Genomic DNA, 16,067 nt, shown 5'->3' with positions numbered 1-16,067 from the left:
ACCAGTAGGCTTTTTCTTTAAACAGAAAATTGTTTGTAGAGTGGCAAAATAGTCTACCCCATGTGTAACAGTATCTACCTCACTTTAGTGAAAAAAGGCAGAGGGCAGTCTTGCTGGAGGTTGAGTTGCAAAAAATTATATTTTGTGCTGTATTATTAAGTGATTTGACATAAAAATAGTTAAAATGTAAATGTATTTTTAAATGCATAAATCTAGTTAAAGCAAGTGTTTTTAGTAAAAAATACTACGTTTAAATATGGACTTTAATGTATGGACTTTAATACTTCAATAGATAGATGCCATACTATTGTAATTTTAATCACTTGCCTATCTAGATGTAATTAATTTCCGTAATTACACGGTGACAGTGCATATTAAACTGTACTATTAATTAAGATATAAACATACTTAATTATCGAGAAAAAAATTCACAGACAGAAAGCTACTAGCAATTTCGGCTAAAGTATCAGCATCCGAAATAGAACTAAACTGCTGATAGAATTATTTTTGCTGAATAAGTCAAAGATGACTAGATTTAAAGAATAAATGCCCCTTGGCAATGAGAAACTATATTGAATCAATTTTCGTCTGGTCTACTTCATAGAAATGTACAAGGTAACATTCTGTCAGTTGAAAATTTAACTTTTTCTTAAAAAGGAAATAATGGCAACAGGCAGTAAAATATATCCTATCGAGAATAGAACTAATAGTTTGCCAGACTCTTTTTTTAAAGATACCCCGCCCTTGTAAGTAGTTTTATTTGTTAATCAAACAATTGACTTAAGTTGTAAATTATACAGATTTACTGTCGCAAAGTCTAGCTAAAAAGACTTCAGTCTGCTAAAAATGCAAATTGTGGGTATGACAACTTAGTTCATCTTATTTGAAAAGCTATAAAACTTGAAAGGGTAATGCTGCTTTAGCGGTGAACTGAAAAACAGCAACTAATGCATAACTCCTATTTAAGACGGTTTTGGGGTGTGGTTAATGATCTGATTGTGTTCCTCTCCTTCTTAGAGCTATCAGTAAGAATGTGGAAGTGTAGACCTTACCTTTGATGACTGGGTTGAAATTAAACAGTATTAATTATTGTATATTCAACGCTGTCCAAATCTAGAGCATATAGATTTCAGTTAAAGCAATATAGTCTGTCTTATCGATTCTAAATTTCCGTTAGTACCAATTCCAGTTTTCATGATTACCAGAAAGCAACTGGTATCTAAATATCTAATAAAAATGTGCTATAACGTACCGTCATAAGCGTGGTGATGGTTCGATCTTTGAAGGAGCTATGAGGTGGAAAACAATAAGTCGTTTCTGTGGCCAGAAGGAATATTAATTGCGCTACTTGCTTTAGGTGGTGTTTTTAGTCTTGCTTTTATGATGCTTCTAAGGCCAAATGCTTCGGAGGCTCAGAGTAGACCAAGTATAAATGTCAAGGATGTATCTGCAAACGTAGGAATTCAGCAGCGCATTGAGAAATTAAAAGCGGCGATGCTTACAAGTTGGCAGCAAGAAGCACAAACAAAGGGTCTAGCCTATCCTATACCATCACGTTTTCAAGGGGAAATCATTAAGACTGCAAAACTCACTCAGGGTGAGAAAGTGATTGCTCTCACCTTTGATGATGGCCCTTGGCCTCAGACTACAGAGCAAGTGCTAAATATTCTGAAATCAAATAATATCAAAGGGACGTTTTTTGTAGTCGGGCAAAACCTAAAAAATTATCCAGAGTTAGGAAAGCAGATTGTCGCTCAAGGTCACGTCATTGCTAACCATACTTGGCATCACTGGTATCACTTTTTTAATCAAGAAGCAGCTGCTTTTGAAATTGAGCGCACAACAGACTTAATTTATCAAGTTACAGGTGTCAAAACAAATCTGTTCCGACCGCCTGGTGGCATCCTACATAATGGATTAGCTGGTTATGCAAAAGGACAAAAGTATGCTGTGGTGATGTGGTCGGCTGACTCCACAGACTACAAGTTACCATCTGTAGCAAAGTTGATCGATAACGTGATTAAAGATTCAAAACCTGGTGGGATTGTGCTAATGCATGATGGTGGCGGTAATCGTTCCAGAACTGTGCAAGCTTTACCAGAAATTATTAGCAACTTTAAAAAACAAGGCTATCGCTTTGTGACTATTCCAGAACTTTTAGAAATCGAAGATGCAGATCAAAAACTGCTTGCTAACAAAAAGTAATAATTATTAATTATGGTTAATTAATCAATAGTAATTGGCTAAAAACTAAAATTATGTTTTTGCTTAAAACACACTATTGGTGATTCGAGTTTAGACCAATTTATGGTATTAAATAAAAAAAATCAACTTAAAAGTTGATGAATAATCTTAGTTATCTCTGATGACGGTTTAACCCAGCGATGCAGAGGCAATAACTGTCCAAGTTGCCATATATGTTCCAGCATACTTGTTAGAATAGTCAGTAGTGCTATCGGGAACAAACCAGTCAGGAGTAGTTTTCTGCTGTCGAACCTGTTTGTCCAAGCCAATTTGCAGAGAAATATTCTCGTAAACAATTTTTGCCTTTACAGCTTTCAGCAATTTTTCTACCAAGTTTTGTAACCATTCTGCCCGAACATAGAGATTATGAGATGGATGTTCACCATAAGCAAAAGGTACAATAAGCACCAAATATCCTTTGTCGCTTATTAGTTTGTCTAAACAGAATTGAACGAGTTCTTTATCGTTGTTTTGTTGTAGTGTTTCCTTGTCAACATTATGAAATAGCAAGCCTGCTAGCACGACGGCATCAAATTTTTGATTTTCTGAAGCTAATTCTGGCAGTGCTACCGATAAATCTTTAGCAGTAAACTTCTGGTTGGGGTATAGTTTTGAACAGTATTGAATCGCACCTTCACTGTGGTCTATCCCAAGGTAGTCACATCGCTCAGGTAGATATTTGTTCAAAGCCCCATTGCCACATCCTAAATCTAACAAAGAGAATGAACGTTGCTTAAAAGCTTGATCGAGATACCAAACTGATGGTGTGTATCGGGTAGCATTTTCAGGAGATTCAAAGTATGAATAATAATCATCTTGGAAACGCTCTTCTTCAGAAGTTTTGCGATCGGGAGCTTGCTCTTCTATAAGCATTTTGATAGACAAGTCCTACTTGTCTGAAAACTTTTCTATGGCAGTTTACCAGTATTTAGATAATGCCTTCTATACGCAATTAGGTAGATTTCAGGACAGTGCTGATCCCGATTTTACTACTTAGAACTTTCACAAGATTTGATTGCTCAGTCGCTTTGGTGTTCTTAGTCTAAAGTCGATCTGTGAGTATTCCCCCTAAAAAAGGGGGAATATTTTTTTCTCTCTACGCTCTTTTTAAGAGATAAATTCAGGCGACTGCTTTGGGCATCACAAAGGGGTTTTCGCAGAGTATCTGTTTGTGCAGCTTCTCCTACGGGAGAATAGCTTAAGGGAGAGTATGAGAACGGTTACAGTTACTAATGACTGCTTACTAAACTGAACTCAGTTGTTTTGTTTTCAGGATTAGCTTCTGGACTATCAGCTTCAGAAGGCGGAACTAACTGCCAGAATTTCGGCAAAAATTCTTGCCAGTTTTGCAGAATTTTCTTCGCTTTTGGTGAAGCAGTGCGTTCTGCATGAGTTTGGATTAACTCTTGCAGTTGCTTTGCACCTACTTCTGTAATCACCCGCTGAATTTTGACAATTTCCGGGTTGACTAACTCACGAAATGAGTCGTCTTCATCCAAGAAGTATGCGAGTCCACCAGTCATGCCAGCAGCTACGTTACGTCCTACTTTGCCGAGGACGACAATCACACCACCAGTCATGTATTCACAGCAGTGATCCCCAGCGCCTTCAATCACTGCTACGCCTTTGGAGTTTCTCACAGCAAAGCGCTCTCCTGCTAGACCGTTGGCAAATAATATGCCGCCAGTAGCACCATAGAGGCAGGTATTACCAACTATCACGTTTTGTGATGCGTTATAAGTAGCATCAGTTGGAGGTTTGATGATGATTTCACCACCATGCATCCCTTTACCTACATAGTCGTTTGCTTCTCCTTCTAGGCTTAGAATTATGCCTGGAAGGTTGAAAGCACCAAAGCTTTGCCCAACACTACCTGTAAAGTTGAGATTAATTTGTCCTTCAAAGCCACTGTCACCGTATTGAGAAGCGATCGCACCCGCTAATCTTGTACCCACTGTTCTGTCAGTATTGATAATTGGGTAAGTCTTGGTGACAGTAGATTGATCCCTAATAGCAGCCTGAATGTCAGGATCGGCAAGGAACTTGTCATCTAAAACCACGCCGTTGCTGTGAACTTCTTCATGCACCAACCAGCTACGATTGTCTCTGCTATTTGGTAGCTGAAGCAAACAGTCGAGATTCAGCGATCGCGTTTTGGCGAGATTTATCTCTGGGCGCAGTTTTAACAAATCTGCACGTCCAATGATTTCTGACAAAGAACGGTAGCCAAGTCGGGCTAACAAACTCCGCACTTCTTCGGCAATGAAGTAGAAGAAGTTGACAACTTGTTCCGGTATTCCCGTAAACCGCTTGCGGAGTTCTTCTTTCTGAGAGGCGACACCCACGGGGCAATTATTGGTGTGGCAGATCCGCGCCATGATACAGCCTTCAGCAATCATGGCAATGGAACCGAAACCAAATTCTTCACCGCCCATCAATGCACCTATTACCACATCCCAACCACTCTTGAGTCCGCCATCTACGCGTAAAATCACGCGATCGCGCAAGCTATTTTCCATCAAGACGCGATGGACTTCACTTAAACCCAATTCCCAAGGGGAACCAGCATGTTTAATCGAACTGAGTGGCGATGCACCTGTACCACCATCATGACCAGAAATTTGGATGATATCAGCGTTTGCCTTGGCGACACCAGCCGCGATCGTGCCAATGCCAACTTCTGAAACTAGCTTCACCGATACCTTTGCTTTGGGGTTAATTTGGTGTAGATCAAAAATCAGTTGTGCTAGGTCTTCAATCGAATAAATATCATGGTGTGGTGGTGGCGATATCAGCGTCACACCTGGTTTGGAGCGCCTTAACATTGCAATGTATTGGCTTACTTTGGGCCCTGGCAGTTGCCCACCTTCCCCAGGTTTTGCACCTTGGGCAATTTTGATTTCAATTTGTTTGGCGTTGACTAGGTACTCTGGGGTAACACCAAAGCGTCCCGATGCAACTTGCTTAATGGCACTATAAGCTCGATCGCCATTCCGCAACCCTTTTAAATGAGGTAGGGTTGGCGAGTGACCCAACTCATCTACATCATCTAAAACTGTGTAGCGCACTGGATCTTCGCCACCTTCTCCAGAATTCGATTTACCACCAATGCGGTTCATGGCGATCGCTAAAGTTTCATGGGCTTCTCTTGACAAAGCGCCTAAAGACATGCCACCGGTGCAGAAGCGCTTGACTATTTCATATACCGATTCCACTTCTTCTAAAGCAACTGGGGTGCAATCGCCTTGGAAATCTAGTAAATCCCGCAAGGCTGTTACTGGTCTGCCTTGGAGGTGCTTTTTATAAACTTCGTAGTGGTCGTAGTTTTTGCCATCTAGAGCCTTATGCAGCGCCTTAACCATTTCTGGACTATTCATGTGGTATTCGCCGCCAGGACGGTACTGCACAAAGCCCAAGTTTTCTAACTTTTTGGTCGTTAGTTCTGGGAAAGCTTTGACGTGGAAGGAAAGCACTTCATCAGCAAGTTCGGTAACACTCAAACCACCGATGCGGGAAGTCGTCCCACGGAATCCCAGGTCAATTAAATCTCCACCGATGCCAATAGCTTCAAAGATTTGGGCTGCTTGATAGCTGGAAAGCAGAGAAATTCCCATTTTGGAGAGAATTTTCAGCAAACCTGACTCTACTGCTTTGCGATAGTTTCCTAAAACTTGTTCTAGGGTAAGGGTGGGAATTTTTTGCACACCCATTAACTTTTGAGTTTTGGGATCAGACCACCAATCACGCACCGTATCTAAAGCCATGTACGGGCAAACTGCGCCAGCGCCATAGCCAATCAGACAGGCAAAGTGATGGGTACTCCAGCATTGAGCAGTATTGACAATCAGGGATGTTTTCATTCGCAACCCTTCACGAATCAGATGGTGATGCACCGCACCCACTGCTAATAGGGGAGGAATGTAGGTATATTCTGTGTTGATACTGTCATTGACCCAATCCCGATCGCTTAATATTAAAATCTTTGCACCTGCTCGGACTGACTCAGCTGCTTGTGCTTGCAAAGATTGCACAGCGGCTTTCAATCCTTCTGGGCCGCTGGCGATCGCAAATAGAGTTGACAACTCAGCCGTGGCAAATCGTGACAGCTTAATCGCCTCTAATTCACTATCAGTTAACACTGGCGACTCAAGTTTTAATCTCCGAGCATATTCTGCCTTGGGTTCTAATAAGTTACCCCGTTCGCCTAGTTCAACTTTCAGAGACATCACTAGCTTTTCCCGCAGGGGATCGATCGCTGGGTTCGTCACCTGAGCAAAGCGCTGTTTGAAATAGTCATAAAGCAGGTGGGGCTTTTGTGACAGCACTGCTAAAGGAATATCATCACCCATGCAGAAAGTCGGTTCTGAACCTGCGATCGCCATTGGATGAATCACCATTTCTACATCTTCTGTGGTGTAGCCAAAGGCAGTTTGACGCTGAAGTAAGGTTTGCTTGTCAATTTTATCAGTTTGACTATGCCCGTTACCATTCTCAGCAGCCAGATGTCCATTTCCATTCACATGTGACGACTGACTACTGACAATTTGTTTAAGTTCTTGACGGTGCTGTTGCAGCCATTCTCCATAAGGGTGCTGCTTGGCGATGCGCTGCTTAATTTCCCAATTCTTCAGCACTTCATGATTTTCTAAATCCACGGCAATCATTTGCCCTGGGCCAAGTCTACCTTTCTCGACAATATCGGCTTCTGGGAAATCCACCACACCAGCTTCCGAAGCTACAACAATGTAATCATCTTTGGTGATCAGGTAGCGAGCTGGTCTTAAACCATTACGATCTAGAGTTGCACCAACTTTTTTGCCATCGCTGAATACTAAAAGTGCTGGGCCGTCCCAAGCTTCTTGCAAACCACTGTAATATTCGTAGAAATCAACAATTTCTGGAAATTTATGTAAAGAAGGCTGATTTTGGTAAGCTTCTGGAACCATAATCATTAAGGCTTCCAAGGGGCTGCGTCCAGAGCAGACCAGTAATTCCACTACGTTGTCTAGGGTGGCTGAGTCGCTGTTATCAATATGAACTAATGGCTTGAGTTCCTTGATGCGATCGCCCCATACAGGATGATTCAGGCTAGCTTCTCGTGCCATCATCCAGTTGATGTTACCCAATAAGGTATTGATTTCGCCATTGTGACCCAAAAGCCGCATCGGTTGGGCTAGCGGCCACTTGGGCATAGTATTGGTACTAAAGCGGCGGTGATAAACAGCAAAGGCGCTTTTGTAAGCTGGATTTTTTAAATCGTCATAAAAGTTGCCCAAGACAGCGGAACGCACCATGCCTTTGTAGACAATTGTGCGACTTGACAAGGAACAGATATAAAATTCTTCTGAGATGTCAGTTGCAGCTTTACTAATTCGGCGGCGGGTAATGTACAACTGCCGTTCTAATTCATCACCGTTTTTGTCAACAGAAGCTAACAAAACTTGTTCAATCTGGGGTTGATTTTCTCTTGCTTGTACACCCAGCAAATCAGATTGCACTGGCACTATTCGCCAACCCAATACAATTAATTTCTCTTCAGCAGCTACTTGCTCAACAGTCGCCCTAGCTTGTTGTGCAGCTTGCTGGTCTTGTGGTAGAAATATCATCCCCACAGCTATACGATCGGTAGATGGAAATTCCTTTCCCCTTTGGGAAAAGTCTTGTTGGAACAACTCCCAAGGTATTGCTGTCAATACTCCAGCACCATCACCAGAGTCGCGATCGGCGCTACAACCTCCCCGGTGTTCTAAGCAGGTTAAAGCAGCTAAGGCTTTTTCGACAATTTCATGGCTGGTATGATTTTGGCGATGAGCAATAAAACCTACACCACAGGCATCTCGTTCCTCTACTAACCACTTTTGCCCCTGATAGGTATCTCTTGAGTTGATATCCGTTGTGATTTTCTGGTTTTGATTCATCGGTTTATTATTCATACCCTGTTCCTGAAGTATTGAGTTACCAATTTTGCCACTACATTGTGGGAAAAAATTTCTAAATTCAGCGATGGAAAAATATATAAGCACCGAAATTTAGGGAAAAAAAATTTTAACTTCGGTTTTACTTTATCAGTTCACCCGTGTTAAAATAATTGCGTGTTTTTATGTGTTTATGCGGTGTTCGACCAGTTACCTCCGCCAAGACATTATTTTTGCCCTGACAGTTTCTTTTTTATATTTTGAAGTTAAGTATTTTCTCAATCCCTTTTTTCCAGATGCACACTAGCTACTCATAGAGCCTATTTTTTGGCTCACCTGAAACAGACAAAACTAAAACTGAACGCTGTACTATGTTCTAAAGCCAAAGTTATCCCGATCCAGCAATAAAATCAGCGTATTACAATATATACCCATTTGACAATTCCCAAATATTGTTGTTGTCTAGAATTTTGCCGCTTCCCAGTTGCCGCATGTATTACTATTAACTAGACATTACTGAAGTAATAACAGTAGCAACGTTCAGTTAGGATTAAATATTTTAATCCAGTTTTGATAACCAAAACTACCGTATATAGTGTGGTTAGAATTAGTGAGAGTTAAAAAGTTTGATTGCAGTGGCTTTAGCGTCTAAATAAATTAATGTGTGTCTAAAAGAGATAACTAGCCAATATATAGATTACCATATTTATTCAAAAATAAAGTCATGTTTCCTTTATATTTCCAAATAATTAGTTAGTTTAAACCTTGGGTAATAGTTTTCCAAAGTACCTAGTAAATTATGGTAAAAATACCGAATTGTTGCCAATCAGAGATTAGCGATGGCTCTGCAAACGCCAAGGGCGATCGCAGATTTTTCCGGGCTACTGTGTCACCAATACTTTTAACAGTGCTGTGCTTAACAACTACTTGTGCTGCCAACGCCCAGGAGTCCTCGAAAACCACCAAATTTATACCCAAGTTAATCTCACAGTCACCTGCACCTCCTTTAACAGGTGTAGCATCCTCTGGTAATCAAATTTCCCTCAATGGTCGTACTGTACCAGGAACTTGGTTACAGCGGCCTGGAAAATCTGGCCAGATGACAACCGATATTAGTGATGGGGCATTTAGGCAATTAATTGGAGTAAATTTCTTAAACAGTAGTAATTCAGCGAAGCAACCAATACAGTGGTTTTCGTCAGTGACAAAGCCACTGGTATTAGCCACCAGGCTACTAGGAGCATATCGCTATCTGGATATCACTAATTTTGCTCAAACATCTGGATGGCAAATTCAAGCTAATGGCAACACTTTGGTGATTGCTACCCCAAAAACACAAATCACAAATATTGTTCAGAGTCAGGAACCTCCAGAAGCGAGTACCCCTTTGGAACAAGCTCGGATTCTTGTCGATTTAGATCGTCCCACTCCCTGGCAAGTTGCACAAGGGTCAGCGATCGCCAAACCGCAAACTCCTTCTTCCGATCCAGATACGCCAACTCCCAAATCTACTGCACCCCCAAATAGACAGTGGACAATTACCCTGGATGGAATAGCCGATCCCGTTTTGATAGAACGCTATACCCCCCAGCCACCAGCAGCACCACCAACATTGCTGCCAAACCTGCTCAAACAATTATCACCAGCTACACCAACACAATCAATACCACCAGCCCCTGAACCACTGATTCAAAAAGTGGAGGTGGTGAAAAACCAAACGATTATTAGTCTGAGCGTTCCCTTTGGTCTATCGCCTCAAGTTACTACTGTAGCTAACCCCAATCGTCTGAGTATCAATATTCGACCCGATCCTCTAGAAGAACGGGATATTACTTGGGCCCCAGGATTGCGTTGGCGACAGCATTATGTCAACTTAGGTACAGAGCGTTTTCCTGTAGTCTGGTTAGAGGTTAATCCCCGCAAATTTGGGCTAACCTTAAAACCTATGTGGGCTAGTCCTGATGGACTTGCGGGTACTGCTCCCATAATTCAAACAGCACAACGTTATTTAGCTGTAGCTGGAATTAATGGTGGTTATTTTAACCGTAATAATAGATTGCCATTGGGTGCGATTCGTCGGGATAGTCAGTGGTTATCAGGCCCCATTCTTAATCGAGGTGCGATCGCTTGGAATAATTCAGGCCAATTTTACTTCGGTCGTCTCACCTTAGAAGAAACTTTAATCACGGCAAATAGCCAGCGCCTACCAATTCTGTTTCTCAACAGTGGTTACGTCCAGAGTGGCATTGCTCGTTATACCTCAGCTTGGGGATCAACTTACACACCCCTGACAGATAACGAAATTATCTTAGTGGTAGAAAAAGACCAAATTACTAATCAGTTACCAGGCGGCAAAGTTGGTGCGACAGCGGTTCCGATTCCCCAGGATGGCTACCTGCTAACTTTACGCGCTAACGCTACTATTGCTGCTTCCCAGCTACCTATTGGAAGCGCAGTAAGTATTTCCAGCGCCACTACTCCAGCTGATTTTAGTCGTTACCCCTACATTATCGGTGCTGGACCGCTATTAGTCCAAAATCGTCAAATTGTCCTTGATGCCAAAGCCGAAAAATTCAGCAATGCCTTTATTGCCGAAAAGGCTATTCGTAGCGGTATTTGCACAACGGCAACAGGCACACTGATGATTACTGCCACACATAATCGTGCTGGCGGTTATGGGCCTAATTTGGCAGAACATGCCCAATTGATGCAATTAATGGGCTGTGTGGATGCTTTAAATTTGGATGGCGGTAGTTCTACCAGCCTTTACTTAGGAGGACAACTACTCGATCGATCGCCCAGTACCGCTGCTCGTGTTCACAACGGAATTGGTATTTTCCTGCAACCACGAAAATGAAGGAATAGGGAAAAACTCAATCCCCAATCCCAGTCACTTTTTAAAGTTTAGAACAAGCTGTCATTTTGCTTGATGAAGACTTGGTGTAGACATCAGAATTTTAGTAGTGATGGTTTACACCATAAGGTTTGATTTTGCTATGTTTATCAAAGTGCGACAAAATTGCTGATTTTCAAGGTTGCAAGATAGCGCCAGATTTTTTATCAATAATTAAGAGTACCAACGGTTTGTTATGTCTTCAAATGAGGTAACTATGGCTCGATATCAAGAAACTACACAGACTGAAACTCTACACCTCCCTCCAACCATAACTTCCAGGGGCGTTGCTGCAACTGAATTACGTCCTTGGGGTGCTTTTACAGTTTTGGAAGAAGGGCGCGGATACAAAATTAAGCGCATCGAAGTTAAGCCTGGACACCGCCTCAGTCTACAAATGCACCATCATCGCAGCGAACATTGGATTGTCGTCTCTGGTACAGCTAGAGTAGTTTGTGGTGATAGAGAAGTACTACTGAGCAATAATGAGTCAACTTATGTACCCCAATGTACATCTCATCGTTTAGAGAATCCTGGCGTGATTCCCTTGGTATTGATTGAAGTCCAAAATGGCGAATACTTGGGAGAAGATGATATTATCCGCTACCAAGATGACTATGCCCGTACCAAAGATTAAAACCAAAAGAACGCTATTAAAGCTCTAACCCCAAAGCTGAATACATTTTTTTGTAAACCGTCTTTGTAAACGAACTACTACACCCCAGAAGTCCCTACCTAGTCAAGGTGGGGACTGAAGCATGTTAGTGTTATAAATGTAGTAATAGCGATCGCGCTCATGCCTTGGGTAATTTGGAATTTTGCACAAGCAAGGGTCAACCTATCTGTAAAATGGAAGATGGGGTATTCAATTGCAAAAAACGAGTTCCATGATTCATCTGAGTCAAGCAGCCGTAAGTGAGATTGGGCGAATAAAGTCCAAGCAGACAAATGTCTTGTTTCGATTGGCAGTAAAACCAGGTGGTTGTTCCGGGTTCTTTTATGATATGTCCTTCGATGAAGCAATAAAAGTTGACGACCAGGTTTTCGACTTGGATGAGATTCAAGTAGTCATAGATGCCGCAAGCTTAAATTACCTCAACGGTTTGAGAGTTGATTATTCAGAAGACTTAATGGGTGGTGGTTTTCGCTTCCACAATCCCCAGGCGATCGCTACCTGTGGCTGTGGCAATTCCTTCTCCTTGAGTCCTTAGTGATTGAACAATTAATCAAAAAACAGATGTTCAATCACTAAGGAAAAATAACAATTGACATAAAGCCGTAAAAAAAGATATAATCAGGATTTGTTAAAACTTAGACCATAAGCAGCTTTACGCGCTGTAACTCATGCCAACAATACAGCAGCTAATACGAAATGAGCGCGAACAAGCGCGTCAGAAAACCAAGTCCCCTGCTCTGAAACAATGCCCCCAACGTCGGGGAGTTTGTACCAGAGTATACACGACCACACCAAAAAAGCCTAACTCAGCCCTACGTAAAGTAGCAAGAGTCAGACTTACCTCTGGATTTGAAGTCACAGCTTACATTCCAGGCATTGGTCACAACTTACAAGAACACTCAGTTGTGATGATTCGTGGCGGTCGGGTTAAGGATCTACCAGGCGTGAGATACCACATTATCCGTGGCACCCTAGATACAGCCGGAGTCAAAGACCGCAAACAAGGCCGTTCCAAGTATGGAACCAAGCGTCCTAAAGAAGCGAAAAAATAGGATTAGGCGATTAATCGCATCCAACACGATTAATCGTCTACCTTAAAAAAGCTGAAGGGCAAAAGAAGGAGCGCCGTCTTTGTTCTAACAGTAGTGATGAAGGCTGCTAAAGTCTGTTTCAAAAAATCAAGCAAGCTACATCTACACTAAGCGAGCAAGTGTAGAAGTTCTGAGGAGGAAAATGCTGTAATCTACAGCTAATTTCTCATCTGAACATTAAAGTTTATAATCTTGTCGCCTTGAGTATTTCGTTGCAGGTAGTAAGTCAAACAATTCTTGATTTTAGATTTGCGATAGCGTAGCGTTAGCGAGTTATCGAGCGTATTTTGGATTGGTCGAACCCACAAGGGAATTAGGCTTACAAACTTTTGATTTGTTCAGATCCTTGCGATCGGAATATATACCGAAAACTTTTAATCCAAAATCAAAAATCAAAAATCAAGAATTGGCAGTAAATTAAGTCAGCCTTGCTGCAACGGTCGAAAAAAATAGAGGAAGTCTGAGGGTTGGGTTCTACCGCTTTTAGTTTCCGGTGTCTGATAGCATATAATTTCGTTGCCAATTCCGAATTAAAGGTGAAGTATGTCTCGTCGTGGTGTTATTCAAAGGCGCCCAGTTCCGTCTGACTCCGTATATAACAGTCGCCTTGTGAGCATGATTATCAGACGGATCATGCGTCATGGCAAAAAATCACTTGCCGCACGCATTGTTTATGATGCCTTAAAAACTATTGAAGAGCGCACTGGTGCTGGTGCCTTAGAAACATTTGAAAGAGCAGTGCGAAATGCCACGCCTTTAGTAGAAGTAAAGGCTCGGCGAGTTGGTGGAGCAACCTACCAAGTACCAATGGAAGTGCGTACAGAACGGGGCACTACTTTAGCACTGCGTTGGTTAGTGCAATATTCTCGGTCTAGACCAGGCCGGACAATGGCCAGCAAATTGGCAAATGAGTTAATGGATGCTGCCAACGAAACTGGCAATGCTATTCGGAAACGTGAAGAAACGCACCGGATGGCGGAAGCTAACAAAGCATTTGCCCACTATCGTTACTAAGTAAAAAAGCGATATATCGCCTTGCCGAAGTGGTATATCGTGGATTTACAAAAAAAAGACGGTTTTCCGTAAAAGTATAGAATCTTAACAAAGAGTAATATACAAGATATCATGAGGCAAAAACTATAGGAGGTAGCTGTGGCACGCACGATCCCGCTAGAGAAAGTACGCAACATTGGTATTGCGGCGCATATAGATGCGGGCAAAACAACAACAACAGAGAGAATATTATTTTACTCTGGGATAATTCATAAAATAGGCGAAGTTCATGAAGGAACTGCCGTCACAGACTGGATGGAGCAGGAGCGGGAGCGGGGAATTACCATTACTGCCGCTGCTATCAGTACCAGCTGGAAAGATCATCAAATTAACATTATCGATACTCCAGGTCACGTGGACTTCACAATTGAAGTTGAGCGTTCCATGCGCGTGTTGGATGGTGTAATCGCAGTATTTTGTTCTGTGGGCGGCGTGCAACCGCAGTCCGAGACAGTGTGGCGGCAAGCAGAGCGCTACAAAGTTCCTCGGATAGCCTTTATCAACAAGATGGATCGCACCGGAGCGAACTTTTATAAAGTTCACGAGCAAATCCGCGATCGCCTGCGGGCCAATGCGATCGCTATTCAACTACCAATTGGTAGTGAAAACGACTTCCGAGGTATCGTTGACCTAGTACGGCAACGTGCGTATATTTACGCTAATGATCAAGGAACCGATATCCAGGAAACCGATATCCCGGAAGAATTGCAAGCGCAGGTAGACGAATTCCGCACCAAGCTGATAGAAGCCGCAGCAGAAACCGATGATGCTCTGATGGCTAAGTACTTCGAGGGCGAAGAACTTACAGAACAGGAAGTTCGGACGGCCCTGCGAAAAGGCACAATTGCGGGGACAATTGTACCAGTACTTTGCGGTTCGGCATTCAAAAACAAAGGCGTACAGTTGATGCTGGATGCCGTTGTCGATTACCTGCCAGCGCCAAGTGAAGTACCGCCAATTCAAGGCTTACTGCCGAACGGCGATACTGTTGAGCGGCGGGCTGATGACAGCGAACCCCTAGCAGCTCTGGCATTCAAGATTATGGCTGACCCTTACGGTCGTCTAACATTTGTTCGTGTTTATTCTGGTGTCCTGAAAAAGGGCAGCTACGTTCTCAACGCTAGTAAGAATAAAAAAGAACGGATTTCCCGCTTAGTTCTAATGAAGGCAGACGATCGGCAAGATGTCGATGAACTGCGAGCGGGTGATTTGGGAGCAGCTTTGGGATTGAAAGACACCTTGACAGGCGACACGCTCTGTGATGATGCATCGCCAGTAATTCTGGAATCCCTATTCATTCCTGAGCCTGTAATCTCGGTGGCGGTTGAACCCAAAACTAAGAACGACATGGACAAGTTGTCCAAAGCTCTGCAATCTCTCTCAGAAGAAGACCCCACTTTCCGTGTCCGCGTCGATCCGGAAACAAACCAAACCGTAATCGCGGGGATGGGAGAGCTACACCTAGAAATTCTAGTAGACCGAATGTTACGAGAATTCAAGGTGGAAGCGAATGTAGGTGCGCCACAAGTAGCTTACCGAGAAACAATTCGGAAAGCTGTGAACAAAGTTGAGGGCAAATTCATCCGCCAAAGTGGTGGTAAAGGTCAATACGGTCACGTTGTGATCAATTTGGAGCCTGGAGAACCCGGTACTGGCTTTGAATTCGTCTCCAAAATTGCCGGCGGTACAGTACCTAAAGAGTACGTTGGCCCCGCAGAACAAGGAATGAAAGAAAGCTGTGAATCCGGTGTTCTAGCTGGATATCCGTTGATTGACGTCAAAGCGACGCTAATTGATGGGTCATACCACGATGTAGACTCTTCGGAAATGGCTTTCAAAATCGCCGGCTCAATGGCGATGAAAGAGGCTGTGCTGAAAGCTTCACCCGTCCTCTTAGAGCCTATGATGAAAGTTGAGGTTGAAGTTCCTGAAGACTATATCGGGAACGTCATTGGCGACCTCATCTCCCGCCGAGGGCAAATTGAAAGTCAAAGCACCGAACAGGGACTTGCTAAGGTCGCATCCAAAGTTCCACTGGCGACCATGTTTGGCTACGCCACTGATATCCGGTCAAAGACGCAAGGTCGGGGTATCTTCACGATGGAGTTCAGCCACTACGAAGAGGTGCCTCGCAGCGTAGCTGAAACTATCATTGCAAAAAGCAAAGGGAACGCTTAGTTAAAATAAGGAAATGA

The 16,067-nt window shown here is 42.8% G+C and carries 9 protein-coding genes; 7 read left to right on the top strand and 2 right to left on the bottom strand.

The window, feature by feature from the left end; genetic code table 11:
- The first annotated feature begins 1,296 nt into the window (after nucleotides 1–1,296).
- The gene (locus HWQ42_RS21125) at nucleotides 1,297–2,205 is read left to right on the top strand and encodes a polysaccharide deacetylase family protein (RefSeq protein WP_292815812.1); all 909 of its coding nucleotides are present in this window, start codon (nucleotides 1,297–1,299) and stop codon (nucleotides 2,203–2,205) included.
- Nucleotides 2,206–2,373: 168 nt separating this feature from the next.
- Here the strand turns inward: HWQ42_RS21125 and HWQ42_RS21120 are convergent, their stop codons facing one another.
- Both HWQ42_RS21120 and HWQ42_RS21115 read right to left on the bottom strand, forming a co-directional pair.
- Nucleotides 2,374–3,117, bottom strand: a complete 744-nt coding sequence (locus HWQ42_RS21120; protein ID WP_292740144.1) for a bifunctional 2-polyprenyl-6-hydroxyphenol methylase/3-demethylubiquinol 3-O-methyltransferase UbiG — start codon at nucleotides 3,115–3,117, stop codon at nucleotides 2,374–2,376.
- A 356-nt stretch (nucleotides 3,118–3,473) separates the two neighbouring features.
- Nucleotides 3,474–8,177, bottom strand: coding sequence for a glutamate synthase-related protein (locus tag HWQ42_RS21115; protein ID WP_292815810.1), 4,704 nt, complete (start codon nucleotides 8,175–8,177; stop codon nucleotides 3,474–3,476).
- A 781-nt stretch (nucleotides 8,178–8,958) separates the two neighbouring features.
- Between HWQ42_RS21115 and HWQ42_RS21110 the strand changes: the two genes are divergently transcribed.
- The 6 genes from HWQ42_RS21110 (at nucleotide 8,959) to fusA (ending at nucleotide 16,050) form a co-directional block, all read left to right on the top strand.
- Entirely contained in the window at nucleotides 8,959–11,016 is a 2,058-nt protein-coding gene (locus HWQ42_RS21110; RefSeq protein WP_292815808.1) for a phosphodiester glycosidase family protein, read from the top strand.
- Nucleotides 11,017–11,269: 253 nt separating this feature from the next.
- Nucleotides 11,270–11,689, top strand: a complete 420-nt coding sequence (locus HWQ42_RS21105; protein ID WP_292740138.1) for a cupin domain-containing protein — start codon at nucleotides 11,270–11,272, stop codon at nucleotides 11,687–11,689.
- A gap of 250 nt (nucleotides 11,690–11,939) precedes the next feature.
- Nucleotides 11,940–12,263, top strand: a complete 324-nt coding sequence (locus HWQ42_RS21100) for an iron-sulfur cluster assembly accessory protein (protein ID WP_292815805.1) — start codon at nucleotides 11,940–11,942, stop codon at nucleotides 12,261–12,263.
- Between the two features lie 133 nt (nucleotides 12,264–12,396).
- Nucleotides 12,397–12,780, top strand: coding sequence for a 30S ribosomal protein S12 (rpsL, locus tag HWQ42_RS21095; protein ID WP_012410236.1), 384 nt, complete (start codon nucleotides 12,397–12,399; stop codon nucleotides 12,778–12,780).
- Between the two features lie 582 nt (nucleotides 12,781–13,362).
- Complete coding sequence (rpsG, locus tag HWQ42_RS21090; RefSeq protein ID WP_069070112.1) at nucleotides 13,363–13,833, top strand: 30S ribosomal protein S7; 471 nt, start codon at nucleotides 13,363–13,365, stop codon at nucleotides 13,831–13,833.
- A gap of 138 nt (nucleotides 13,834–13,971) precedes the next feature.
- Nucleotides 13,972–16,050, top strand: coding sequence for an elongation factor G (gene fusA / locus HWQ42_RS21085; protein WP_292740117.1), 2,079 nt, complete (start codon nucleotides 13,972–13,974; stop codon nucleotides 16,048–16,050).
- Nucleotides 16,051–16,067: the final 17 nt, after the last annotated feature.

This window comes from Nostoc sp. JL23 (assembly GCF_017115065.1).
GTDB lineage: Bacteria > Cyanobacteriota > Cyanobacteriia > Cyanobacteriales > Nostocaceae > Nostoc > Nostoc punctiforme_A.
This window is presented reverse-complemented; position numbering and strand designations above follow the sequence as displayed.